The organism is Streptomyces sp. NPDC031379, assembly GCF_055569615.1.
Map to the genome: position 1 here is coordinate 37181 of NZ_JBVIIT010000040.1, position 23570 is coordinate 60750.

Genomic DNA, 23570 nt, shown 5'->3' on the forward strand with positions numbered 1-23570 from the left:
CACTCCGGTCGGCTCTCCCCGACGCGCCCGGCGCAGGACGGTCAGGTGTTGGTGTGAATGGCGATCTCCCAGCTGCGCAGGGTGCCGGCGGCGGACTGGACCGCATCCGTGACCTTGAGCTTCCAGCTGCCCGTCACCGCGTCACCGACCAGTGGGGCGAGCAGTGACGGTGGGGTCGACGTCAGAGTGAGCCGCAGGTTCTTGGTATCGCCGCCCGCGCGGTTGTGGATCACGGCCCGGCGGCCCGAGGGAGCCAGCAGCACCACGCGCAGATCGCCGATGCGACCGTGCTCGATGTCGATCGTCACCGTCAGGTCCCTGACCGTGCCCTCGCCTTCGAGCGAGATCGCGTCGGTCAGACCGCCGACCTCCTCGTCGGGGATCGCGGCGTCCGCGGCCGACCGGCCGCTGACCAGCGTGCCCGCAACGCCCTGCTCGCCGGTGCGGAAGCTGATGACCTCACCCGGAGGACCGATGCGGGAGATGGTGAGCCCGGCCTCGCTGCCGTCCCACCACAGGGACGCGGGGCGGCTGCTGTGCGAGACCGCGGTGCCGGCCGTCGGTCCGTACAGGTCCGAGCCGTCGCCGAAGTTCCCGCCGGTCTCCAGATCGAGGTGGCCGTCCGCCTGCAGCAGCGCGCACTGGTAGTGGCGTACCGAGTTGCCCTGCTGGAACTCGTTCGACCCCTTGATGTCGCAGTGGTAGACGGCGAGCCCGCTGGAGGTCAGGGCGGAGTCGAAGCCGAGCCGGCTGCGGTTCTCGACGAGGTAGTACTCGACGTCCCTGCGCTGCGGGTTGTGGTAGATCAGCGCCGTGTCGTACTCGCCCTGCCTGGCGTCGTACGAGCCGGGTGCGGAGATGTCGACGTCCCGCGTCCAGCCCACCAGACGGCGCAGGTAGACGCAGACGGCGGACGGCAGGAACCCGTCGCCCAGATGGTCGCCGGCGGACATGGCGCAGTAGGTGCCCATGCCCGCGCTGGTGAAGTCGTCACCCTCGCGTTCGACCGTTCCGTAGTCGTAGAGGTCGGGAAATCTGCACAGCAGGTGCCCGCTCTCGTGGCAGAAGGTGCCGATCCTGAGATCGGCCGCCGTGTCACCGATGCTCGTGATGGTGTAGAAGTCCGTCCGCACGCCGTCGATCTCGGCGGGGAAACGCGAGTTGTGCGGCCAGAGATCCTCCCGGAACTCCGTCTGGCCCGCGTACATGATGCAGACGGAGTCGACGACACCGCGCCCGAGGGAGTCGAAGCGGCTGAAGTCCACACCGGCGTCCGCGGCCGCCTGCAGCGCCTCGGGTACGAGTTTGCCCCTGTTGCGCGCCAGCCCGTACGCGAGCCGGGGCCGGCTCATGCGGAACGGGCCGACGACGGTGTTGGTGAATCTGAGCTTGTCCGTCGACATGGTGCGGAAGTACTCCTTCACGGAACAGCGGTTGCCGTTGGCCGTGAAGTGGGGGCTGTTCAGCAGGGCGGAGACCTCGTCGACCGTCACCTGCGTCGGTGTGTCGGGGAAGTCGACCAGGATCGTCAGGCCCGTGACGTCGCCCTTCGTCAGGGCGAAGCCGGGGAGCAGGCCCTTGACCGGGCCGAAGGTGAGCAGCGAGTCGGGGTCGGTGGTGGCCCGTTCCTCCTCCGGGATCATCTGCAGGACCCGGCCCTTGACCACCTCTCTCCGGTAGACCTGCCCCTCTCTCAGATGGCGTGGCAGCCCCTCGGGCGGCGGCTGGGAGACGGGTATGCCGCTGGAGACGAACCGGCGTTCGGCGCCGGCGCCGTCGGTCTCGGCATAGCAGTAGGCGCCGTAGTCGGCGTCGTAGACGGCGGAGTATCCGTCGACGGTCTCGTATCGTGCGTATTTGTCGTCGCCGAAGGCGACGAGTTCGACACCGCCGCCCTCTTCTTGGCTGAAGGTCAGGGTGTCCCCGAAGATGCCACTCATCGCCAAGTACCTCCCGGAACGGTGCACGAGGGGGCTCGACCTCAGTGTGAAGGGCGGGGGCGGAGCCGCACAGGGCAGAAGAACCCACGCCGGGCAGGGGTAGCGTTACCCCTGCCAGGACGCCACGGGGATGATGTCGTGCGTGATGGCGAAGCGGGTCAGGTCGGCCCGTCGCCGGGAGCCGATCTTGTCGCGCAGCCGGTCCAGGTGGGAGTGCACGGTGTGCTCGCTGATGCCCAGCCGGACGGCGATGCCGTGGTCGGTCTCCCCATGTGCGATCAGCTCCAGGATCTGGCGCTCGCGGTCCGTGACATGGCAGCACGGCTCCGTGTCCAGGCGTACGGCGAGATCCGCGGAGACGTACGAGGAGCCGGCGGCCACGAGCCGGATCGCCGCCAGCAGCTCCCGCTCGTCGGCCTGTCGGCTGAGGCAGCCGCGGGCTCCGGCGCGCATGGCGGGCAGGGCGGCGTCGTCCAGGCCGGAGCAGAGGACCAGCACCGAGACGCCGTGGGCGGCAAGCCGTCCCACCACCTCCGACAGGCATGAGGGCGGCACCGTGAGGTCGACGAGCACGATGTCACCCCGGCCGAGTTCGCGCGCGGCCTCGTCCGCCGACGGGGTGGCGAGGGCGAGCGCAAGGCCGTCGGCGTCCTCGACGACATGGGCCACGCCCCTGCGCAGGAGCGGGCAGTCGCCGACGACGGCCACACGTCTTAATTCCGCACTCATGGGCGCCTCACTCCGGCCGGGCCGGCGCCCGTGTGCCGGCATGGCCTCACAGCTTCAGTCGTGATCCTCCACGGCAGTCCAACATGCCGGGGCGCCGGAGAGCGGGGCGGCACGCCAGGCGGAGGAGTGACTGACCCGCGTCGCGGAGGGCCGGGATAGCGGGACGCCCGCCCGGCCCTTCCGGGGCGGGACCCGGGCCCGGCGGTGCTGTCCAGGCCGGGACCATGGCCCGGACCTAGGCCGGGACCTAAGCCCCTGGCCGGTTACGCCGACGCGGTGTTCCGCCTACCGTCCCCGCCATGGATACGACAGGCGCCCTCGACGAGGCGCTCCAGCGGCTGCACCGCACAGGACCCGAGCGGCTCGGGCGGCTCACCAATCACGCTCCGATGGCTGTCGAGGCCCTCGCCGCGCGCGGACAGGCCCACGCCGTGCACTCGTGGCTCGACCGGTACGCACGCAAGCTCGAGGAGTTCCCGTCCGGCGTCGAGCCGGTCACGGCCGCCAACTGGCGTCTCGCGCTCGGTGACCCCCGCCGCGCGGCCGACTGGATCGGCTTCTTCGACCGCGAGATCGCCGCGCACCCCTGGCGCGACGTACTCGCGCGGTGGTGGCCCCGACTGCTGCCCGGCATGTACGGCGGCTCCACCCATCCGGTGATCCGGGTGGGCCATGCCGTGCGCACCCTGCTTTCCGGCGAGAGCACCGAACCGCGCCTGGCCGAACTCGCCCACGGCCTCGGCTACTGGGCCGCCCGCCACCGCCCCGTCACGGGCATCGCCCTGCTGCCCGCGGCCGACAGCGCCACCGCCGCCCTGGACGCGGTGACTCCCGTCGCCGCACGGGAGGGCGGCTTCCCCGCACGGCTCGCCCGCGTCCGCAGCCTTCCTCGGTGGGCGGCGGCGGTCACGGACCCGGACGCCGCGCACCGACGGCTGACCGAACTGGTACGAGCGGCCACCCACCGGTACGCCACCCACGGGCACGGCGAGGAGACGATGCTGGTCCACGCGGCCACCGCCCCCAACGCCGTACTGCGGACCCTGCCCGCGCTCCCGCGCGCCCTGTGGGTGCCCGGCCTGCACGCCGCCTGGACCGCCTCCGCGGCGGTGACCGCCATGTACGCCCCCGACACCCCGGTCGCCTACACCCCACCGGGCACCCTCACCCCGGAAGAGGTCGTCGAACGCGCCCTCGCACACGGCGACGAACACGTCGTCAAACTGACCGACACCGCCCTCGACGTGGGCGACGAGCGGGCGCTGGCGTCGGCACTGCGCGCCATCGACCTGAGCGAACCGCTGGGGTAGGAGGCGGTGAAGCGGGCGACGCTGCCGTGGTGTGGGGGAGAAGGCCCGGCGGCCCGGCGCAGGGAGCCGGGGCGACCCCTTCTCAGCCCGCTGCCGAGGTGCTCGCCAGGGCCCGCCGGATCTCGGCCGCGGGGAAGGGCGTGCGTTTGCTCTCCGTGAGCAGCCGGCGATGGAAATCGTCCAGGACGACGGCGTGCGGGGCATGGCGGTCGATGAGGGCGCCGATCCCGGGGGGAACGCCGTCGGGGCGGTGGCCCGCGACCCACGCACGCAGAAAGGCCCCGTGTTCCATGCCGCCGCGCACGGCCTCGGGCAGGTGGTGGCGCAGCAGGTGGCCGGGCGCGTGGCTGCGGTCGTACACCAGGTGGTCGGAGAGGAAGGCGGCCTCCTGCGCCGAGAGCGCGAAGTCGCGGCTCAGCGCGAGCCCGAAGTCCGCGAAGTACACCTGACGGCCGTCGGTGAGCAGATTGGCGAAGTGGGTGTCGAAGTGAACCAGCCCCCGCGCACTCATGAACGCGGTCCCGCGCAGCACCGCGTCCTCGGCCCACCGGTAGGACCGGTCGCCTCCCGGCTCCGCCCAGGCCGCTGCACGGGTCTCGCCGAGCCGGGCCCCGAGCGTGAGGGGCACATGCTCCAGAAAGAGCACCAGGCTGGAGGAGGACCTGCCGATGGCCTCCAGCCGACGGCGCACGGCAGGCGATCCCTCCCAGTGCGCGACGGCCCCCTCGACGCCGCCGAACGCGTCGGCGAAGCCGGTGGGAGGCTGGTCCGGCAGGACCCGCCAGTGGTACAGCAGCGGGAAACCCGTGTACTCGTTCCTCAGCACCCACGCGGTCGTCATCAGGTGCGCGGCCAGTTCTCGCCAGGCTCCGAATCCCGCCGACCCGACGCCGTACTGGTAGAAGAGAGGCAGCTCGAACAGGTTGGCGGTCGAGCGCACATGCTCCGGCCGCAACTCGATGTCCGTCAGCGGAACGCGCTTGACGAACACGGGTGTCCCCGCGACCTCGATCTCCGTCCGTCTGCCACCGATGCCCGAACCCAGCATCGGCGCGGCGGCCAGCGCAGCGCCGAGCCTGCGGTCGCTGAGCAGGGAGAGCCGTTCTCCCACGGTCGCGTGAGCGGACACGCGCGCGGCGGACAGCGGCTTGGTCTCATCCATCGGGACCGACCGTACCCTTGAACGTCCCCCCGTGACGGCAGGGTCAGGGCTGTTCGACGAGGCCGAAGCTCTGGGCGGCGGAGTTGTCGCAGGTCCGCTGGGTGAGCTGGACGCCGGTGGCGGCCGTGGCGGCGGCGCTGAGGCATCGGCCGCTGTGCCGGGCGACGAGGTGATAGGTGCCGTCGGGCTGCCGGTCGGCACGCCATTGCTGGTTCTGGCCGCCGGAGTAGGACCAGAGCTGCAGCGGGGCGCCGTCGGCGGTGGAGCGGTCGGTGACGTCGACGACCTGCTGGGGATTGCCGCGGTTGGTGATGCGGAAGTAGCCGCTGTCGGTGGAGCGGAACTGGTACTGCTGGGCGGTCGTGCCGTTGCAGGTGTACTGCTGGACCACGGTGCCGTTGGCGGTGGCGGCGGCGCGGGCGTCCACGCAGGTGCCGTTGCCGCTGCTGCGGAGCGTGTACCAGGACGTCTCGGAGACGGGCCCCGACGGGGGCTCGGTCTGTGCCGCTCCGCCCAGCCACCTCAGTCCGTCGAGGACGAACCGGTTCTGGGTCTCACTGGCGAAGGTCGAGGACAGCGGTGTGTCGGTGGCGTAGTCCATGGCGTTGTGGCCGAAGTTGGCGTACAGCATCTTGTACTTGGTGTTCGTCCACAGGATCGGGTAGTAGCCGCCGTACCACGTCTGGTCGGGGTCGGTGCCGAGCGGGAAGCTGCTGGGGTCGACGGAGGCCAGGATCCTGATGTCGGGGTTCTGCCGCAGGTCGTTGGACCAGCTGTACCACTCGCTCACCGACGAGGTGAAGGTAACCGGCAGGTTCCGCGTAGCGGCGTGGGTGCGGTCCTCCACGCGCAGCACGGCCGTGGTCGGGCCCCAGGTGTTGGACCTGAAGTCGCCCGATCCCAGGAACTGGTTGTGGTACCAGGGCCAGCCGGAGGCGTTCGTGGTGAACGCCGAGACGTGGAAGCCCATCCAGGCCCCGCCGGAGCGCATGTACTGCTCGAACCCGGAGCGCTGGGCCGCCGTCTGCGGCAGGTCGTCGAGGAAGAGCACCACCTGGTAGGCGTTCACCCCGCCGTCGGCGAGCAGGTTCCAGTCATTGCTGGCGGTGTAGGTGAATCCGTTGGCCGCGGCCTGCCTCGGGAACCACTCGTTCGCTTCCTTGACGAAGCTGATGTGCGCCGCGTCCCACGTGCCGTTGTACAGGGCCAGCACCTTGCAGGGAGCGGCGGCGGCCCGGGGCGTGGCCTGTGCCGGTGCCGCGGCCAGGCCGGTCAGTACGGCCAGCAGAAGCAGCAGCCGCAGGCACAGGGAGGGGATGGGAGAGGGGGAGGACGCTCTGCCAGTGTGCACGTGTCGCTCCTGTCGTACGGAGGTGGGGGGACGAGGGAGGATGCGCCGGCTTCACGATGAGGTGGTCGTGCGTCACTTCCACCGGTACGTGGCGAAGGAGCCCGCCGGAACGGTCACGACGAACGACCGGTCGGCGACGACGACGCGGACCCTGCGGTCGGCGTCGGTGCTGTTGCCGACGACGGCGGTGAAGGCGTGGGCGCCCGAGCGGAAGACGACGTTGCCGACTCCGTGCTCCGCCGCGCTGGACTCGAGGCGTACGGCGCCGGGGGAGAGGTACTTGGCGAACTGGCCCAGCTGGTACAGCTCGTCGCGGACGGTGAAGTCCTTGCTGGTGGTGTCCACGGTGACCAGCCGGTCGGGCCACTTGGTCGTGGCGCCGACCTTCGCCCAGTCGATGTCGTTGTCGCGGGCGGGCGTCCAGTGCAGGGTCCCGCCGTCCTGGTCCGTGGTCTGGGCCCACAAGATGTAGGAGGCGGCGTCCAGACGGAAGTCGTCGAGCACGGTGGCGGGGGACAGGTCGCTGGTCTCGGTCAGGTGGACCGGCTTTCCCGTCTGTTCGTAGGCGTCCCGCATCACCCGCGGGTCGCCCCAGTAGGGGTGGAAGGCGATGGCGTCCGCCGCGCCGCGGACCTGCTGGCCGGTCACCGATCCGTCGGGGGCGTCGTCGAAGATGCGGTGGTAGTTCTTGGTGGCCGTGCTGTCGGGGTCGCGCCAGTCCCAGAAGTTGAAGTCATGGACGTACAGCTGGGTGTCGAGCCGGGCGGCGCGGAGTTCCCGCTTGATCGCCAGGGCCAGCTTCTGCTGCTGGGCGACGCTGATGTCCATGGCGGGGTACACCACGTCCATGCCCGGCTCGTTGAGCAGGGTCAGGGCGTCCACCTGGATGCCGTGCCGGGCGTACGCCTGGACGAACTTGACGTAGTAGCGCGCGAAGACGTCGATGCAGTCGTCGCGCAACTTGCCGACCTGGTAGTAGTCCGTGGTGCTGCCGGGCTTGAGCGCGACCTCGCCCGTGAACCGGTCGTTCGTCTTCATCCACGCCGGTGCGCTCCACGCCGAGGCGAAGAACGTGGCCTTCGGGTTGTAGCGCTGGATGAGCTTGATCGTGTCGATGATGTGCAGGTCGATGTCCCGCCGGACGGAGAAGTGCTTCAGGCCGAAGTCCTCGTCGACGCCGGCCGGGAGATCGTCCTCCGACCAGAACGGCAGGTGCTCGATGAGGTCGGGGCTGCCGATCGTGAGCCGGAACCGGTCGAGTCCCGCGCCGTGGCGGGGATCGACCAGCAGCCGGATGGCCTTCTCCCGGTTGGCGGGAGTGAGCTTCCACAGGTTGGACACGCTCGTCTCGTCCAGGGAGAAGCCGATGCCCGCGTAGCGTTGCCTGACCGCACCGGTGTCGACGACGACGGTGGCGTCGGCGGCGCCGCCCGTGCCGGCCGTCATCCGGACACTCGGCAGCGGCTGCCAGGCGTGTGCGCCGCCGGTGGAGTAGGTGCCCGTCACGAGCTGTCCGGGTCCGTGCGGTGCGGCCCCCGCCCTGTCCGCGTGCGCGGCCGGGCCCGTGCCCAGCAGCGCGGTCAGGGTCGTGACCGCAAGGGCGGTGGCGGCGGTGAGGGAACGGCTCACAGCGTCTCCTGTCTCCTCGATCCGTGGATCCAAGCAACGCTCGCCTGTTAAGTCAAGACTTAAGTAAAGCTATTGCGGTAGTAGGGAGCCGTTGCCTGGGGGCCAGGGAGCCGTCGACCGGGCGGACGGCTCAGGAGCCGGTGGACGCGTGCTGCGGGCGGGAGTCGTACAGCGTGCTGTGGAACCGCCCGGCCTCCTCCCGTCCGGCCGGATCACCGCCGAGTTCCCGCACCGCCTCGATCGCGAACCGCCGCTCCCGCTCGTCCGTGAACCGGCGCTGCGGGTAGGTGCGGGAGGTGTCCACGGTGGTGTGCAGCCCGCGCCCGGCCAGCGTCCGTACGACCGGCTCGTACGCCACCGTCCGCAGGACGAACGCGCACACCCACACCGGGCGCCGCGCCCCGTCCAGCAGCGCGGCGAACGTCCGCTCGGTGACGTAGCTGCCGCCGCCCGTCAGCGTGATCAGCCCGACGTCGGCCAGCGCGCGGCTCAGCCGAGGGCCGGGCGGTGCCTGCTCCAGGTCGTCGGTGAAGCCGTCCTCCAGCAGGCCGGCCTCCTGGGCGTAGCGCACCGCGGGCCCGGCGACGTCCAGCCCGTACACCGGCAGCGCGTCGGGCCGCCGCCGCACGGCGTAGAACTCCCGGTCCGACGCGGCCAGTTCCGCCGTCGTCAGCTTCCTGGCCGCCTCGGACGTGTACCGCTGGTACAGCTCCGCGAGCGTCACGTCGTGATTGAGCAGGGCGGCGTTGATGCCGTACGAACAGCACACGTCCAGCAGCACGGGCCGGCCGGGCAGGCCGTCGTAGGCTGCGGCCCGTTCGGCGGCCACCCGCCGGAAGACCGGCTGCGCGTGGTGCGGTATCTCGTACTCCAGGGGGGCCAGCCGCGTGAAGTACGCGCGCGGGTCCGGCCGCCGGTAGATGTCGTCGAACCGCGCCTTGCCACCCGTCATGCCGTACTCCCTGCTCGGCGGACACCCCTTCCCCCCTGTGGTGTCCCTTCTTCGGCAGCCGACGGCCACGTCCCAGGACGCCGACGCGCCCCGGACGTACGACGGACGCTGTGCCCACAGCGGTTGCCGCCCTCGCCGGGCCGGCCGGTAGGGGCCGTGCGGCGCGGCGAGGGCGGACGTAGTGCTGCTGCTTTTCCTTCCTACCGCTTTCAGCCCACCACGATCACCACGACGCCACCGTTGAGGAAGCCGCTGCGGAAGAAGTCTCCACGGTCGAAACGGTTGCCGAAGCCGTCGCAGTGGCCGAACCACCAGCCACCGCGATTGAAGCAGCCGTTGTTGGTGGGGGCGTTCGCCGGAGTGGCTGCCGAGGCCGTGCCTGCCAGGCCGACGGCGGTGCCACCGGCCAGGAGAACGCTGACCGCAGACGCGGCGAAAAGACGCCTGACGCGCTGACCTTTCATGGGCCTACCTTCTTTCCACCCCTCGTGGGGGTTACGAATCGAGGGGCATGACCGGGGCCGCACAAGGGAGGACACGGCTGTGGGTGCCGCCGTGTCGGGACGGGAAGTACGGCTCGCGTACGCGGGCTGTCGGACCCGATGAGCAGGGCCCTCGCCTGCGGCGGCGGGCGTACCCCCCGGAACGCGGCCCTTTCCTCACACGCTAGCCGCCCTTCGACCACCCAGCATCTCGGGCCGCACCGGCCGCGGCCCGGGTGCCCCTCGCGACGGGGGGCGCTCACGCCGGTGCGGTCGCCGCCCGCAAGGGCGCGAGGAGAGCCTGGTCCGTGGGCTCTCCGTCGCGAGAAAGTGGCAGGTCAGTGCACCGCCCTCCGTACGAGCGCCCCGATCCTCGCCTCGTCGTCGGCGGTCAGCCGCGTCAGGGCGTAGGACGTCGGCCACAGGGTGCCGTCGTCGAGGTTCGCCCGGTCGCTGAAACCGAGCGTCGCGTACCTCGCGCCGAACTTCTGAGCGCTCTGGAAGAAGCAGACGACCTTGCCGTCCTCGGCGTACGCGGGCATCCCGTACCAGAGCTTCGGCGCGAGGTCCGGCGCGCTCGCCTTGACGACGGCGTGGAGCCGTTCCGCGATGACCCGGTCCGATTCCTGCATCTCGGCGATCTTCGCGAGCACGGCGGCCTCGTCCTCGGCCGCCTTGCCGGCGCGCGATCCCCGCCGCGCCGAAGCCCGCAGCTCCTGGGCGTGCTCCTTCATCGCGGCGCGCTCCTCGTGCGTGAAGCTCTCGGACGTCCTGCCGGTCGCCGTGGCGGTCTTGGCGGGCTTCCGTGCGTTCGTCATGACCGGTTTCTCCTCTGCGCGGATCTGGATGTCATATCGCCGGGCGGGTCAGGGGCCGGAACATCACCCCCACGCGCCGGCGATCTGGCGGGTCGTGGCGTTGAGCCGGTTGAACAGGTTGGTGACGCCGATCATCAGGACGATCGCGGCCAGTTGCTTCTCGTCGAAGTAGGTGGCGGCCGTGTCCCAGACCTCGTCGCTCACCGCGTCGGGACGGTCGGCCAGCCGCGTCGCGGCCTCGGCCAGCGCGAGGGCCGCCCGCTCCTCCTCGGTGAAGTACGGGGCCTCCCGCCAGGCGGCGACCGTGGCCAGGCGCTCGTCGCCGACTCCGGCCTTGCGGGCCGTCTTGGCGCCGCCGTCGACACAGGCGCTGCAGCCGTTGATCTGGCTCACCCGCAGATGCACCAGCTCCAGGGTCTGTCCGTCCACGCCACCGGAGTGCGCGGACTTGAGAAGCTGCTGGATCGGCTGCATGGCGTCGGACAGGACGACGGCGGGGTTCTGCATACGGGACTGCATCTCGGATCTCTCCTCTTCAGGGGCGGTGCCCCGTTCCGTCGGGGCGTGACCCCATCACAGCCGGGCCGGCCGGCCACGACCACGGCGATGGGACACCCTGGGACAGCTGAAACGACCTTGACCAGGGGCTACTTGGCTCGGGAGACTGCTGCCGCGGCGGGACGGAAGGCGGGGGAACGGTGGACGTGCAGGCGCGGACGGCGAAGGCCGCCCCACAGGAAGAGCTGGCGGCCCGGCTGCGGCTGCTCCAGGAACTGTCCGGGCTCGGCGTACGGGCCCTCGCGCGGGACACCGGCCTCAGCTCCTCGTCGCTTTCGCGCTACCTCAACGGGCAGACCGTGCCGCCCTGGCCCGCGGTGGTCGCCCTCTGCCGTCTCGTCAAGCGCGACCCCCGCCCCCTGCGCCCGCTGTGGGACCGGACCTCCCACCCCCTGCCGGCGCCGCCGAAGAGCAGCCGCCAGTTCCGGCCGGTGCCCCGCAACGATCTGCCGCGCGACGCGCCCGACTTCACCGGACGCGAAGCCCAGCTCGCCGCCGTGCTCACCGCGGTCGACAGCCATCGGGCGGTCTCCGTCGACGGCATGGCGGGCGTCGGCAAGACCTGCCTTGCCGTGCACGCCGCGCACCGCCTCGCCGCCGACTTCCCGGACGCCCAGCTCTATGTGGACCTGCACGGGTTCACCGAGGGCCGGCCCCCGCTCGACCCGGACTCGGCGCTGCGGATGCTGCTCGGCGCGCTCGACGTCCCGTCCGAGCGGGTCCCGCAGGAGGGGATCGAGCAACTGGCCGCCTGCTGGCGGTCGGAACTGGCCCGCCGACGGGTCGTCGTCGTCCTCGACAACGCCGCCGACGCCGACCAGGTCCGCCCGCTGCTGCCCGGCGCCGGCCCCTCCGTCGCCCTGATCACGAGCCGCAACCGGCTCCTCGGCCTGGACGAGGTGCCCCCGGTCTCGCTCGACGTGCTGAGCCCGCAGGAGAGCGCTGAGCTGCTGGCCCGTGCCAGCGGCGACCCCGGCGGCCCCGACGGGCGGCTGGCCCGCGATCCGGAGTCCGCCGCCGAGGTGCTGCGGCTGTGCGGCCGTCTCCCGCTGGCCCTGCGGCTGGCCGCGGCACGGCTGCGCCACCGGCCGGGGTGGACCGTGGGCATCCTCGTCGAGCGGATGGCGCAGGGCGCGAGCGAGTTCGACGCCGCGTTCAGCGCGGCGTTCGGCATGTCGGTACGGCAGCTGAACCGGACCCAGGCCCGCCTGTTCCGGATGCTGGGCCTGCTGCCCGGGGAGTCCTTCGACGAGTACGTGGTGGCGGCCCTGGCGGACGTGCCGCTGCACAGCGCCCGGGCGATGCTGGAGGACCTGCTCGACGCCCACCTCGTCCAGCAGCCGACGGCGGGCCGCTACCGGCTGCACGACCTCGTGCACCAGCACGCGCGCCGGGCCGCCGCGGAACAGGACCCGGCGGCCGAGCGGGAGCGGGCGCTGGGCCGGGTGCTCGACTACTACGTGCACGCGGCGGCCGCCGCCGACGCCGCGATGCCGTTCGTGTCGCCCGGCCGTGCCGCCTCCGCGGGCCGGCCCCCGGCCGAACTGCCGCGGTTCACGGACCGGAACGCGGCCTTCGGCTGGTTCGTCGCGGAGTACGCGAACCTGATCGCCGCCTTCGAGACGGCGGCGGCCGTCGGCGCCGATGCCCACGTGTGCGAGTTGCCCCGCTTCCTGCGGGCCTACTTCGCCCGGCGCTGCGGCACGACGCACCTCAACGTCCTCTTCGAGCGCTCGCTCGCCGCGGCGGAGCGCCTCGGTGATCCGCTGTCCCTGGCCGAGGCGCACAGCGATCTGGGTTTCGCGCGGTACAACGCGGGCCGGATGACCGAGGCCGCCGCCGCGTACGAGGCGGCCGGAGTCCGGCTGTCCCAGGCGGGCGACGCGCGGGCGGAAGCCGAGCTGGCCCTGCGCCGCGGCTACCTGAGCTGGGACACGGGAGCTGTCGAGGAGCCGCTCGCGCTCTTCCGGCAGGCGGGGAAACTGTACGAGCAGGCCGGTTGCCCGACGGGCACGGCGTACGCGGCCGCGTCGGAGGCCTGGGCGATGCTCCAGCTGGGACACCGTGAGGAGGCGGCGCACCGGGCCCGGGAGGTGCTGGACGTCCCCCACACCGACCCCGCCTGGCCGCCCGCTCTCACGGCCCGGATCACGCTCGGCGTGGCCATCGCCCGCGGGGAAGGCGACGAGGCGGCGGAGCACCTGTACCAGGCGCTGGCGCTGGCCCGCGAGGACGGACACCTGCACAACCAGGCGTGGTGCCTCAACTGCCTGGGCGTCGCGCTGCGGGAGATGGGCCGGTACGAGGAGGCGCTGGCCGGCCACCGGGAGGCGTTCGCGCTGCTCGACGAGTTGTTCGAGGAACACTGGAAGATCCACTTCCTCAACGGCTACGGCGAGACCTGCCGGCTCGCCGGCCTCCCCGACGAGGCCCTGCGGCTGCACCGGCAGGCCCTGGAGCTGGCCCCGAGGCTGGGCAACCGGTACGCGGAAGCCCTGGCCCACGAAGGCATCGCGACCGTGCTGGAGGAGACGGACCCGGCAGGGGCGGCCGAGCACCGCGCGGCGGGACAGTCCCTCCTGGAGCACCTCGCCTCCCGGACGTGACCCGAGGCGGCCGCGAGGCAGACGTACCGGGTTCTCCCGGCGTGACCGCCGTAGGAGCGCACCCGGCGGATGTCCGCGCGCCGGAGGCACGCCGGTCGGACGGGACGACGGTCGACATGGACGAGCCCCGGCCGCTCGCGCGGCGATGTCGCGCAGGGCATGGACGACACGCGCGCACGGTCCGCGTACGGCGCCGGGTCAGTTCTCCTGCAGCCAGTCCTCGTAGCGTGTGGCAGCGACGTGCACGGTGTCGTCGCCGACGAGGACCCCGTCGGGCATGCCCGCGAACAGCCCGGCGGACTCGTCCGTGACGACGGAGCGGCCGTCCGGCTTCGCCGCCAGGGTGATCTCACCGAGTCGGTCCAGCCGCTGCACCTCGGGGCCCGCGATGTTGCGCACGCCGTACGACGGTTCACCCTGCGCCGCTTCGGCGACGGCGGCGGCGACATCGGCGGAGGCGATCGGACGCAGCCGTGTCGAAGGCAGGTGCACCTCCGTACCCTGGGCCGACATGTTCATCACCGGAGCGATGAACTCGAAGAACTGGGTGGCGCGCACGATGCTGTAGGGCACGCCGCCGCTGCGCACAGCGTCCTCCTGGGCGACCTTGGCCTGGTAGTAGCCGTAGTCGGGTACCTGGTCGACGCCGACGATGGAGAGCGTCACGTGGTGGCGGACACCGGCTTCCCGCTCCGCGTCGAACAGGTTCCGCGCCGAGCGGGTGAAGAAGTCCAGCGCCGCCTCGGTCTCGAAGGACGGGGAGTTCGACACGTCCACGACCACGTCCGCGCCCTTGAGGGCCGGCGCCACCCCCTCGCCGGTGAGGGTGTCGACGCCCGTGGAGGGGGAGGCCGCCACCGCCTCGTGACCACGGTCGCGCAGAAGCGCCACCACCTGCGAGCCGATGAGCCCGGTACCGCCGACGACCACGATCTTCATCACTGTCTCCGTTTCGCTGACTGGTTCTTTCCCACGGATACCGGCGATCTCGCCGGACCCGGTGCGCGACACGCACATCAGCAGGACGGGGCAGCGGCCGGATCGGTGACAGCCGAGGCGGAGAGCCCAGCCCTGTGTAGACTTCCGGATGTTCGTGTGCCGGCTGGAGTCGAGGAATCAGGGAGGTGAGGTCGATGACCGCGCTCAGGGCCACCGTCTGTCGCGTCCGGGTCTCCCTCACGTCCCGGGCCGTGGCCTGACCTCGTCCTGAAACGCCCTGGCCGGGAGCGTGAGTCCGCCGGGCATCCCACAACGGACATCTTCGAAACGGGTTTCCCTCTGCCATGCATCACGCCCGCATGCACCACCACTGGATCACGCGCGCCGAGACGCCCGGCGACATCCCCGCCGTCCGCGAGATCATCCGGGCCGCCTTCGACACTCCGGCCGAGGCCGACCTCGTCGACGCCCTGCGCTCCGACCCCTCCTGGATCGACGGCCTCTCCCTCCTCAGCACCGACGGCGACGGCACCGTCGTCGGCCACGCCCTGCTCACCCGCTGCCACATCGGTGACGCCCCCGCGCTGTGTCTGGCGCCCGTCGCCGTGCACCCCGCCCATCAGCGCACCGGTGCCGGCTCCGCAGCGGTCCGCGCAGCACTGAAGGCCGCCGGGGACATGGGCGAGTGCCACGTCGTCGTCCTCGGACATCCGGCGTACTACCCGCGCTTCGGCTTCGGCCGGGCCTCGGCCCACGGCATCGGCCTGAGCATCGACGTCCCGGACGAGGCCCTGATGGCCCTGACCCTCGACGACGCCCGTCCGCTGCCCGGCGGCACCGTCCACTACGCGGCGCCGTTCGGTATCTGATCCACGCCGCCGAGCGAGGCGGGTGTCTCGCCCGGACGGCCTGATGCCCGCTGTCCGGCACCGCGGCCGCCCCGATGCCGAGGGGGCCGCGGTGCCGGAGGCGCGGTGCGTTCGTCAGAGCGTCGACAGGTCGATGGCCCGGTCGACGTCCTGGGGCTGCAGGACGCGCAGGATGCCTTCGAGCAGGTAGTAGTCGGCGTAGGGGAGGGAGATCTCGATCCCGTCCTCGGCCGGCCGGTTGCGGGTGCAGCGGGCGACGATCGCGTCGGCGCGGGCCGATGCGCGCGTCAGGCAGGTCTCCGACAGCGCGACGAGGATCCGCAGCGCGATCCGGCGGTACTCGGGCCTGCCCGTCGCGGCGGACAGGTCGAGCAGCCCGCAGGCCATGACGGCGCCCGCCGACGCGTCCTTGATGTCGTGGGGTTGCTGCGGAGCGCGGTAGTCCCAGACGGGCACGTGGTCCGCACCGAGCGCTCCCACCGCGAAGTCGGCGAGTCTGCGTGCCGTGGACAGGAACTGCTGGTCTCCCGTCCGGCGGTAGATCGTGGTGAACCCGTAGATGCCCCAGGCCTGCCCGCGGGACCAGCAGGAGGCGGGGCTGTAGCCCTGGACGGTGTTCGGCCCGATCGGTGCGCCGCTGTCGGGGTCGAAGTCGTACACGTGCGGGGTCGAGCCGTCCGGGCGGAGAAAGACCCGTTGCGCCGTCCTGGCATGCTCCATGGCGACCTCGAGGTACTTCTCGTCACCCGTCTGCCGGCCGGCGAAGACCAGCAGATCGAGGTTCATCATCGTGTCCATGATGACGCGGCCCGCGTTGCGGGGGTCGTCGAGTGCGCCCCATGCCCGGATGAAGCGGCCGCGCGGGTTGTATCGCCGGATCAGCGACTCGGCCGCTTGCACGGCACCCGCGCGCCAGCTGTCGTCGCCCGTCAGCCGCCAGGCGGTGACCCAGGAGGGGGAGAAGAGGAATCCGAGGTCGTGGGTGGTGGCGTCGTACCGGCGGGGAGCGAGTTTGCGGGCCGAGTCGAGAGCCAGCGTCCGGAACGCGTCGTCCTTGCTGTAGAGGTACGCCATCCAGAGCGTGCCCGGCCAGAACCCTCCCACCCAGTCGCCGTTCTGGGAGAAGACCCACTTCTCGAACTTCGTCCCGACGGGAAAGGCGCTCACGCCCGGCGCGACGGCGCGCAACTTCTCCGTCGCGTAGTCGGCCGTCGCACGCAGCACCCGGGCAGCCGACGCCGGGTCGTGGTCACCGGCCGCTCCCGCAGCCCGCGCCGGTGAGGCCGCGGCTGCCGTGGCTCCGGCTGTCACGGCCAGCACAGTACGCCGGGAAATGCTCATGAATGTCCTCCAACTGATCAATGCCGCAAGGACGTTGAGCGAGTCTGGCACGGTTGGGGCCTTCGCGTACACCCACATGTGCATTGTTCATATACCTGAATAGCGTGAACCGGCTCGCCCCCAGGCCGACTTGAGGTGGTCACCGGCGCCGGCGGGCGTTGAGCCGGGCGGCCTGGCGCGTCAGGTGGTCGCACTCGGCGAGGTCGGGTGCCTTCCGGGCCGCCTCGGCGTACAGCCGGGCCGCCGTCGCCAGGTCGCCGTCGCGCTCGTGGAGATACGCCGCCACCGCGGCGTGGCGGGGCAGCGAGTCGTCCAGCGCCGCGAGCGCCGCCAGCCCCGCGCGCGGTCCGGTCGGCCTCACTCACGGCCACCGCCCGGTTGAGCCGGACGACCGGGCTGTCGGTCAGGCGCGCGAGTTCGTCGTACCACTCGACGATCTGCACCCAGTCGGTCTCCTCGGCGGTGGGCGCGTCGGCGTGGAGCGCCGCGATCGCGGCCTGGGCCTGGAACTCGCCCAGCCGGTCGCGGGCGAGGGCGCCCTGCAGGATCTCGACGCCCTCGGCGATCGACTCGGTGTCCCACCGGCCGCGGTCCTGCTCGGCGAGCGGCACCAGACTGCCGTCGGGCGCGGTACGGGCGGCGCGCCGGGCATGGTGGAGCAGCATGAGGGCGAGCAGCCCCGCCACCTCGGGGTGGTCGACCCGGGCCGCGAGCTGACGGGTGAGCCGGATGGCCTCGGCGGCCAGGTCGACCTCGCCGGAGTAGCCCTCGTTGAAGACCAGATAGAGGACGCGCAGCACGGTGGCGACGTCGCCGGGCCGGTCGAACCGCACGCCGGAGACGGTGCGCTCGGCCCGGCTGATGCGCTGCGCCATGGTCGCCTCGGGCACCAGGTAGGCCTGGGCGATCTGGCGGGTGGTGAGCCCGCCGACGGCGCGCAGCGTGAGCGCGACCGCGGACGACGGCGTCAGCGACGGATGGGCGCACAGGAAGTAGAGCCGGAGCGTGTCGTCCACCGCGGGGGCGGGCCCGGGCGCCGGCTCCTCGTCGACGAGGTCCTCACGCCGGCGCCGGGTGGCGTCCGCCCGGGTCGCGTCGAGGAACCGGCGCCAGGCCACGGTGACCAGCCAGCCCTTCGGGTCCCGCGGCGGGCCGGCCGGCCAGACGCGGACCGCCTCGACCAGCGCGTCCTGCACGGCGTCCTCGGCCGCCGCGAAGTCGGCTCCGCGGCGGACGAGGACGGCGAGGACGCCCCGCGTGAGACTCCGGAGCAGGGGTTCGTCCATGTGCGGGGTCACTCCGTGACGGTGGGCGAGGCGGCCAGGAAGGGACGCACCTCGAGCCACTCGTGGATCGGCCCCCCACCCGCCCCGGGGGCGGCCGACAACTCCCCGGCCAGCTCGACGGCCCGCTCATAACTGTCGACGTCGATCACCATCCAGCCGGCGACGAGATCCTTGGTCTGGCGCGAACGGACCGTCGGTCACCGGCGGGCGCCCCCCACCCGTCGTACCGGACCCACGCCCCCTGCGGCGCCAGCGCCTGCCCGTCGACGAACTCCCCGCTCCGCTCCAACCGGCCCGCGAAGTGACGCATGTACTGCACGTGCGCCGAGATCTCCTGCGGCGTCCACCGGTCCATGGGCACGTCGTCGACCGGAGCCGGAGCACCCCGGTCATGCCTCAGCAGCAGGTACGTGGCCATCGTGTCTCTCCTCGGTGCCGACCCGACCCATGGTGATCGCGTTCACCCCGGGGACGGAGCCGCTCCCCCGTTCTCGACATCACCGGCCGACATTTCATCGGGCCTTTTCATCGGGCTGTTCCTTCGAGCCCGCACACGGCTGTGGCAAAGCGACGTGGGCCGCGCGGCACTCGCCGCGCGGCCCACGTACGTCAGCGACGCCATCAGCCCTGCGTGCCACCCTGCGTGTTGCCGTTCCCGGCACCCTGCGTACCGCCCTGCGTATTGCCGCCCTTCGACGAGTTGTCGTGCTTGGACGAGCTGTCGCTGTACGAACCGTCATGGTCGTGGTGGTGCTTGTAGGAGCCGTCGTCCCGGTACGAGCTGTCGTCGGGCCGGTGCCGGTAGGAGCTGTCGTCGTGGTGGTGCCGGTAGGAGCCGTCGTCCCGGTAGGAGCTGTCCTGGTGGTGCCGGTCGTGCTGGTCATGGTGCTGGTAGGACGAATGCGCAGCCGCGTGGTGGTTGCTCATGGGCGCGGCCGTGGCGCTGGCTACACCGAAGCCTCCAGCGGCCAGTGCGGCGATGCAGGAAATACCGGCGATGCGGGCCATGTGACGTCGAGCGTTAAGCATGAGGAAACCTCTATCTCTCAGTTCCGGGGTGGAAGAGCTTGCGTCATTAAGTTCAGCTCGTCCGGCCGCTGCCGTGTGTCCCCTGACCGGTGGAGCGGGAGGCTGACGTGCCGGTCGGCTGGTGGAGGAGGCTGAGCGGTGCGGGAGCGCCGTGTCTCATCGGCCACGGCGCGGTAGGAGCCGGAAGGGCGGGCGGAGCGGCGTACGCAAGCGAAGCCGGCATCCCGCAGAGGTTGCCCTCCGCGGGATGCCGACTTCCTCAATCGTCAGCCCTGGGTACCGCCCTGCGTGTTGCCGTTCCCGCCGCCCTGCGTACCGCCCTGGGTGTTGCCGTTCCCGGCACCCTGCGTACCGCCCTGCGTGTTGCCGTTCCCGGCACCCTGCGTACCGCCCTGCGTGTTGCCGCCCTTCGGCATGGTGTTGTTCTTCGCCGAATTGCTGTTCTTGGACGAGCTGCTGTTGTTCTTGGACGAGTTGCTGTGCTGGGAGGAGCTGTTGTGGTGGTGCTGGTGGTGGCTGGAAGAATGCGCAGCCGCGTGGTGGTTGCTCATGGGCGCGGCCGTGGCGCTGGCTACACCGAAGCCTCCAGCGGCCAGTGCGGCGATGCAGGAAATACCGGCGATGCGGGCCATGTGACGTCGAGCGTTAAGCATGAGGAAACCTCTATTTCTCAGTTCCGGGGTGGAGGAGCTTGCGTCATTAAGTTCAGCTCGTCCGGCCGCTGCCGTGTGTCCCCTGACCGGTGGAGCGGGAGGCTGACGTGCCGGTCGGCCGCAGGGGGAGGGGGATCGGCCGAGGTGCCGGCCGGCTGCGGCGCGGGGACCCGCGAGGGGGGCAGGCAGTGGATGCGGCCGCCGGGACCCGCGCGGGGGGGGGCAGGCAGTGGATGCGGGCGCGGGGACCGGCGGGGGGGCAGGCAGTGGATGCGGCCGCCGGGACCCGCGCGGGGGGGCAGGCAGTGGATGCGGGCGCCGGGACCCGCGCGGGGCAGGCGGTGGGTGCGGGCGCGGGGACCGGCGGGGGGGCAGGCAGTGGATGCGGCCGCCCTGCCCCGCGCGGGGGGGGGCAGGCAGTGGATGCGGGCGCGGCGGGGGCGGCCCGGTTGCGCGGGGCGTCGGGCTCTTCGGAGTATGGGGGGAGGTGAAGCCTCTGGTATCGCGGGATGGCCGGTCCAGGCACAGGTGCTCCGGGCAGATGCGGCGACAGCCGGTAGGAGCGACAGCCGGTGAGAGGGTGACATGACGCTTCCGGACGCGCAGCAGGCCGCTCCCGAAAGCGGCAGGTCCGATCTGGGGGGCGCGGTCGAGATGCCTGCCCTGCACCTGCAGAGGGCGTTTCGGTGGCAGGCGATGCTCCGCATGGCCATCGTCATCGCGTTCACGGCGGACCTGGCGGTGTTTCCGCCGTCCGAGCAGCTGCCGCTTTCGGTGGCGCTGGCCGCCGTCTACACGCTGTGGACCCTGGGGACGCTGTGGGCGGCCTGGAGGTCGCACAGGCCGTATCCGAGCTGGGTGTACCCGCTGGTCGACCTGACGTTGCTCACCGCGTTGATGGCGGTTTCCGGGAACTTCTCCGACCCGAATTGGAGTTCGCCGGTATCCGCCGACATTTTTCTCTTCATACCCGTTCTTGCCTCGTTTCAGATGCGGCCGTTTCTCACTGCGGCATCCGGAGTGCTGGCCGCGGCGAGCTATACCATCGGCACCGGCCTGGGGCATCTGCGGCAACCGTACTGGCATTTCATACTCGTACACGCTCTGTTCATTCTCGTGGTCTGCGCGGGCTGTGTTCTGCTGTCGGACGTCCAGCAGCACAGGGTGAGGTCGATCAGGGAGTTGGCGGAGCATCGCCTGTGGCTGCTGGACCGCATGATGGCGGCGGAGGAGAGGGAACAGCGTAAAATCGCCGAGGTGCTGCACGACGGGGCGTTGCAGAACGTTCTGGCGGCCCGGCATTTCGTTGACGAGGCGGTGTGCAGTCCCGGAGTGACCGATTCGCTGCAGCGCGCCGATGAAGCCCTTTGGACGGCGAGTAAGCAACTGCGCTCATCCGTGCGGACCCTGCATCCCGAGGTCCTTGTCTCAGGAGGACTCGTACCCGCCCTGAAGCATCTGACCGAGCAGGCGTCCGAGCGAGGCAAATTTCATGCAGAGGTCCGTTCCGGTATCACCACTGCGGGGTCTGCGGACCGGCCGCTCTACTGGCTGGCCCGTGAAATCCTGGAGAACGTGGTGAAGCACGCACAGGCGAAGAACGTCGTCGTGTCCCTCCAGGAATGCGATCCGGAAAGCGTACGGCTTTCGATTTCGGACGACGGTGTAGGGATATCCCGGGAAGCCATGGCAAGGAGTCTGTCGTCGGGCCATATCGGGATCGCCTCACATCGTGCGCGGATCGAGGGCATGGGGGGCGTATTCACTCTCCACACCAACGCCTCGGGCGGCACGACGGTCGAGGCCGTCGTACCGCTGGGATGACGCCCACCCCGGCCCACCCCAGCCCACCCGGGCCGGCCGGGCGGGCCGGGCCGACCGGTGGGCCCCGCCGCGGGGTATGTGCCCGGGCCCCGCCGGCGGGCACGGGCACGGGCACGGGGACGGGGACGGGGACGGGGACGGGGACGGCAGCAGTAGCGGAAGGGCGGCGGCAGTACGGGCCGGGGGCGGCACTAGAGGCCGGGGCAGCGGCGGTGGGGGCAGCGGGCAGCAGCGGTGGGGGCAGCGGGCAGCAGCGGGGCGGCCGTAGCGGCCGACGCCCAGCGACAGAGAGGCGGCCCGGCGGCGGTAGCAGCCGAGAAGCGGGGGCAGCCGTAGCGGCCGACGCCCAGCGACAGAGAGGCGGCCCGGCGGCGGTAGCAGCCGAGAAGCGGGGGCAGCCGTAGCGGCCGACGCCCAGCGACAGAGAGGCGGCCCGGCGGCGGTAGCAGCCGAGAAGCGGGGGCAGCCGTAGCGGCCGACGCCCAGGGACAGAGAGGCGGCCCGGCGGCGGTAGCAGCCGAGAAGCGGGGGCAGCCGTAGCGGCCGGGGGGCGCGCCCTGGTTCGCTGGCCGGGGGGCAAGGGCTCGCATACGCTGGGCAGGAGTCATCGAAAATCTGCCGACGCCCCTGGAACAGCACAGCGCGGACGAAAGGTCGGGATTTTTGTGGCAACGCCGAGTCCTGCCCGCATCAGAGTGGTGATCGCGGACGACCATCCTTTGTTCCGGGAGGGAATCTCACGCGCGTTGCAGCTGAGTGGGTTCATTGATGTGGTGGCCGAGGCGGAGAACGGCCGGGACGCGCTGGAGATCGTCCGCCGGGAAATTCCGGAAGTAGCCGTGCTGGACTTGCGCATGCCCGATCTCGACGGAATCGCGGTACTCCACGCCCTGGTCCGGGACCAGATCGATACACGGGTTCTCCTGCTCTCCGCTTTTACTGACTCCTCTTCCGTCTACCGCGCCCTGGAAGAAGGCGCCGCGGGATTTTTGACAAAAGACAGCAAGCGTTCAGAAGTCGTGGAAGCGGTACGGGCGATCTCCCGGGGCCAGACGGTCGTGCCACCCGAGGTGACAGGAGGACTGGCCGAAGAAATCCGTATGCGGCGCTCCCAGAACGCGCCCTCCCTCAGCGAGCGGGAACGCCAGGTCCTGGACGGAATGGCCCGGGGCCTCAGCATTCCGCAGATCGCCCAGGAACTGTTCCTCGGCACGAGCACGGTCAAGACACACGCCCAGCGTCTTTACGAGAAACTGAAGGTGTCGGACCGAGCCGCAGCGGTCGCGGAAGCCATGCGGCGTGGTCTGCTGGAGTGATCACCAAGCCACCGGCCCGTGGCCGCGGTGTTCCACCGCCCGGGAACGGGCCCGGCGTCCTGCATGCTGTGATGCATGGCCACGATCCACCGCCGCCCCGACACGCTGACCGTCGGGGTGCTTCTGGCAGTAGTCGGTGGATTCCTGGACGCATACACGTACGTCCGGCACAACGTGTTCGCCAACCTGCAATCGGGCAACGTACTGCTGTTCTGCGTGGAGGCCACCGCCCACAACTGGCACCGGGCCCTGCTGCTGCTGATCCCGATCGCGGCCTTCAGCACCGGCGTGCTCCTGGTGGAGATGCTGGGCCTGCCCCGGATGGAACACCTCGTCCGCCGACCCCTGCGGCTCGTACTGACGATCCAGATCCTCTTGCTGGCCATGATCGCGTCCCTGCCCGCCGACACACCGGAACAGGTGACCACCGTTACGGTGTCGTTCGTAGCCGCATTGCAGTTCTCGACCTTCACCACCCTGCGCGACACCCCCTACACCACACTCGCAGAAAGCGGGAACCTGCAAAAAGGGCTCGCCGCCGCACACCAGTGGATGACAGCCAAAGAACCGGCAGCCGCACTACGCGCCCGGCAGTACACCCTGATCATCGGGGCATTCATCACCGGCGCGGTGATCGGAGCAGTCCTCACCCGCCTGGCCGGCGCCCCCGCCGTCGCCGCCGCCGCCGCCCTCCTCGCCACCGTACTCACACTACTGATCCACCAGACACACCGACTCAAACACCGCGAAACAGACACGGAACCGCCCCCACCACC

19 protein-coding genes and 2 pseudogenes are annotated in these 23570 nt (G+C 71.2%); 6 read left to right on the forward strand and 15 right to left on the reverse strand.

The window, feature by feature from the left end:
• Positions 1-41: 41 nt before the first annotated feature.
• Positions 42-1940 (reverse strand): M6 family metalloprotease domain-containing protein, encoded by a 1899-nt coding sequence (locus tag ACZ5CW_RS38655; RefSeq protein ID WP_468610056.1) that lies wholly within the window; start codon positions 1938-1940, stop codon positions 42-44.
• A gap of 105 nt (positions 1941-2045) precedes the next feature.
• Positions 2046-2669, reverse strand: coding sequence for a LuxR C-terminal-related transcriptional regulator (locus ACZ5CW_RS38660; RefSeq protein WP_468610058.1), 624 nt, complete (start codon positions 2667-2669; stop codon positions 2046-2048).
• 299 nt (positions 2670-2968) lie between these two features.
• Here ACZ5CW_RS38660 and ACZ5CW_RS38665 point away from each other — a divergent pair, with 299 nt between their 5' ends.
• A complete protein-coding gene (locus ACZ5CW_RS38665; protein WP_468610060.1) occupies positions 2969-3979 on the forward strand; it encodes a questin oxidase family protein in 1011 nt (336 codons plus the stop codon).
• An 82-nt stretch (positions 3980-4061) separates the two neighbouring features.
• On the opposite strand, the gene ACZ5CW_RS38670 is transcribed toward ACZ5CW_RS38665, so the two are convergent.
• The 7 genes from ACZ5CW_RS38670 to ACZ5CW_RS38700 form a co-directional block, all read right to left on the reverse strand.
• On the reverse strand, positions 4062-5141 hold the full coding sequence (locus ACZ5CW_RS38670) for a protein kinase family protein (protein ID WP_468610062.1): 1080 nt from the start codon (positions 5139-5141) through the stop codon (positions 4062-4064).
• 43 nt (positions 5142-5184) lie between these two features.
• Positions 5185-6492: a ThuA domain-containing protein gene (locus ACZ5CW_RS38675; RefSeq protein WP_468610064.1), complete on the reverse strand. Its 1308-nt coding sequence runs from the start codon at positions 6490-6492 to the stop codon at positions 5185-5187.
• A gap of 72 nt (positions 6493-6564) precedes the next feature.
• On the reverse strand, positions 6565-8121 hold the full coding sequence (locus tag ACZ5CW_RS38680; RefSeq protein WP_468610066.1) for a glycoside hydrolase family 30 protein: 1557 nt from the start codon (positions 8119-8121) through the stop codon (positions 6565-6567).
• 130 nt (positions 8122-8251) lie between these two features.
• Entirely contained in the window at positions 8252-9073 is an 822-nt protein-coding gene (locus tag ACZ5CW_RS38685; protein WP_468610068.1) for a hypothetical protein, read from the reverse strand.
• Positions 9074-9282: 209 nt separating this feature from the next.
• Positions 9283-9537: a hypothetical protein gene (locus ACZ5CW_RS38690; RefSeq protein ID WP_468610070.1), complete on the reverse strand. Its 255-nt coding sequence runs from the start codon at positions 9535-9537 to the stop codon at positions 9283-9285.
• Between the two features lie 356 nt (positions 9538-9893).
• A complete protein-coding gene (locus ACZ5CW_RS38695; RefSeq protein ID WP_468610072.1) occupies positions 9894-10373 on the reverse strand; it encodes an iron chaperone in 480 nt (159 codons plus the stop codon).
• 63 nt (positions 10374-10436) lie between these two features.
• On the reverse strand, positions 10437-10892 hold the full coding sequence (locus ACZ5CW_RS38700; RefSeq protein WP_468610074.1) for a carboxymuconolactone decarboxylase family protein: 456 nt from the start codon (positions 10890-10892) through the stop codon (positions 10437-10439).
• Between the two features lie 179 nt (positions 10893-11071).
• Here ACZ5CW_RS38700 and ACZ5CW_RS38705 point away from each other — a divergent pair, with 179 nt between their 5' ends.
• Complete coding sequence (locus ACZ5CW_RS38705) at positions 11072-13537, forward strand: tetratricopeptide repeat protein (protein ID WP_468610076.1); 2466 nt, start codon at positions 11072-11074, stop codon at positions 13535-13537.
• A 198-nt stretch (positions 13538-13735) separates the two neighbouring features.
• On the opposite strand, the gene ACZ5CW_RS38710 is transcribed toward ACZ5CW_RS38705, so the two are convergent.
• The gene (locus ACZ5CW_RS38710) at positions 13736-14476 is read right to left on the reverse strand and encodes an SDR family oxidoreductase (RefSeq protein WP_468610077.1); all 741 of its coding nucleotides are present in this window, start codon (positions 14474-14476) and stop codon (positions 13736-13738) included.
• 359 nt (positions 14477-14835) lie between these two features.
• Here ACZ5CW_RS38710 and ACZ5CW_RS38715 point away from each other — a divergent pair, with 359 nt between their 5' ends.
• The gene (locus ACZ5CW_RS38715; RefSeq protein WP_468610078.1) at positions 14836-15345 is read left to right on the forward strand and encodes a GNAT family N-acetyltransferase; all 510 of its coding nucleotides are present in this window, start codon (positions 14836-14838) and stop codon (positions 15343-15345) included.
• A gap of 114 nt (positions 15346-15459) precedes the next feature.
• Here ACZ5CW_RS38715 and ACZ5CW_RS38720 read toward each other — a convergent pair whose 3' ends face one another.
• The 5 genes and pseudogenes from ACZ5CW_RS38720 to ACZ5CW_RS38740 all read right to left on the reverse strand — a co-directional run bounded on the left by ACZ5CW_RS38720 (position 15460) and on the right by ACZ5CW_RS38740 (position 19654).
• Positions 15460-16686, reverse strand: a complete 1227-nt coding sequence (locus ACZ5CW_RS38720; RefSeq protein ID WP_468610079.1) for a glycoside hydrolase family protein — start codon at positions 16684-16686, stop codon at positions 15460-15462.
• Between the two features lie 139 nt (positions 16687-16825).
• Positions 16826-17972: pseudogene (locus ACZ5CW_RS38725) on the reverse strand (RNA polymerase sigma factor).
• Between the two features lie 8 nt (positions 17973-17980).
• Positions 17981-18390: pseudogene (locus tag ACZ5CW_RS38730) on the reverse strand (YciI family protein).
• 203 nt (positions 18391-18593) lie between these two features.
• Positions 18594-19001: a hypothetical protein gene (locus ACZ5CW_RS38735; protein WP_468610081.1), complete on the reverse strand. Its 408-nt coding sequence runs from the start codon at positions 18999-19001 to the stop codon at positions 18594-18596.
• Positions 19002-19267: 266 nt separating this feature from the next.
• Complete coding sequence (locus ACZ5CW_RS38740; protein WP_468610083.1) at positions 19268-19654, reverse strand: hypothetical protein; 387 nt, start codon at positions 19652-19654, stop codon at positions 19268-19270.
• 585 nt (positions 19655-20239) lie between these two features.
• On the opposite strand from ACZ5CW_RS38740, the gene ACZ5CW_RS38745 reads away from it, so the two are divergent.
• The 3 genes from ACZ5CW_RS38745 to ACZ5CW_RS38755 form a co-directional block, all read left to right on the forward strand.
• The gene (locus ACZ5CW_RS38745) at positions 20240-21478 is read left to right on the forward strand and encodes a sensor histidine kinase (RefSeq protein ID WP_468610085.1); all 1239 of its coding nucleotides are present in this window, start codon (positions 20240-20242) and stop codon (positions 21476-21478) included.
• A 698-nt stretch (positions 21479-22176) separates the two neighbouring features.
• A complete protein-coding gene (locus ACZ5CW_RS38750; RefSeq protein ID WP_468610087.1) occupies positions 22177-22794 on the forward strand; it encodes a response regulator in 618 nt (205 codons plus the stop codon).
• A 75-nt stretch (positions 22795-22869) separates the two neighbouring features.
• On the forward strand, positions 22870-23570 hold a 701-nt coding region (locus ACZ5CW_RS38755), incomplete at its 3' end, for a YoaK family protein (RefSeq protein WP_468610089.1).

Bases quoted from the DNA above. Each gene is read 5' to 3' on its own strand.
- ACZ5CW_RS38685 (WP_468610068.1), bottom strand. From the start codon at position 9,073: ATGACGGGTGGCAAGGCGCGGTTCGACGACATCTACCGGCGGCCGGAC.
- ACZ5CW_RS38655 (WP_468610056.1), bottom strand. From the start codon at position 1,940: ATGAGTGGCATCTTCGGGGACACCCTGACCTTCAGCCAAGAAGAGGGC.
- ACZ5CW_RS38690 (WP_468610070.1), bottom strand. From the start codon at position 9,537: ATGAAAGGTCAGCGCGTCAGGCGTCTTTTCGCCGCGTCTGCGGTCAGC.
- ACZ5CW_RS38665 (WP_468610060.1), top strand. From the start codon at position 2,969: ATGGATACGACAGGCGCCCTCGACGAGGCGCTCCAGCGGCTGCACCGC.
- ACZ5CW_RS38710 (WP_468610077.1), bottom strand. From the start codon at position 14,476: ATGAAGATCGTGGTCGTCGGCGGTACCGGGCTCATCGGCTCGCAGGTG.
- ACZ5CW_RS38720 (WP_468610079.1), bottom strand. From the start codon at position 16,686: ATGAGCATTTCCCGGCGTACTGTGCTGGCCGTGACAGCCGGAGCCACG.
- ACZ5CW_RS38670 (WP_468610062.1), bottom strand. From the start codon at position 5,141: ATGGATGAGACCAAGCCGCTGTCCGCCGCGCGCGTGTCCGCTCACGCG.
- ACZ5CW_RS38695 (WP_468610072.1), bottom strand. From the start codon at position 10,373: ATGACGAACGCACGGAAGCCCGCCAAGACCGCCACGGCGACCGGCAGG.
- ACZ5CW_RS38740 (WP_468610083.1), bottom strand. From the start codon at position 19,654: ATGCTTAACGCTCGACGTCACATGGCCCGCATCGCCGGTATTTCCTGC.
- ACZ5CW_RS38660 (WP_468610058.1), bottom strand. From the start codon at position 2,669: ATGAGTGCGGAATTAAGACGTGTGGCCGTCGTCGGCGACTGCCCGCTC.
- ACZ5CW_RS38715 (WP_468610078.1), top strand. From the start codon at position 14,836: ATGCACCACCACTGGATCACGCGCGCCGAGACGCCCGGCGACATCCCC.
- ACZ5CW_RS38745 (WP_468610085.1), top strand. From the start codon at position 20,240: ATGACGCTTCCGGACGCGCAGCAGGCCGCTCCCGAAAGCGGCAGGTCC.
- ACZ5CW_RS38735 (WP_468610081.1), bottom strand. From the start codon at position 19,001: ATGCTTAACGCTCGACGTCACATGGCCCGCATCGCCGGTATTTCCTGC.
- ACZ5CW_RS38700 (WP_468610074.1), bottom strand. From the start codon at position 10,892: ATGCAGTCCCGTATGCAGAACCCCGCCGTCGTCCTGTCCGACGCCATG.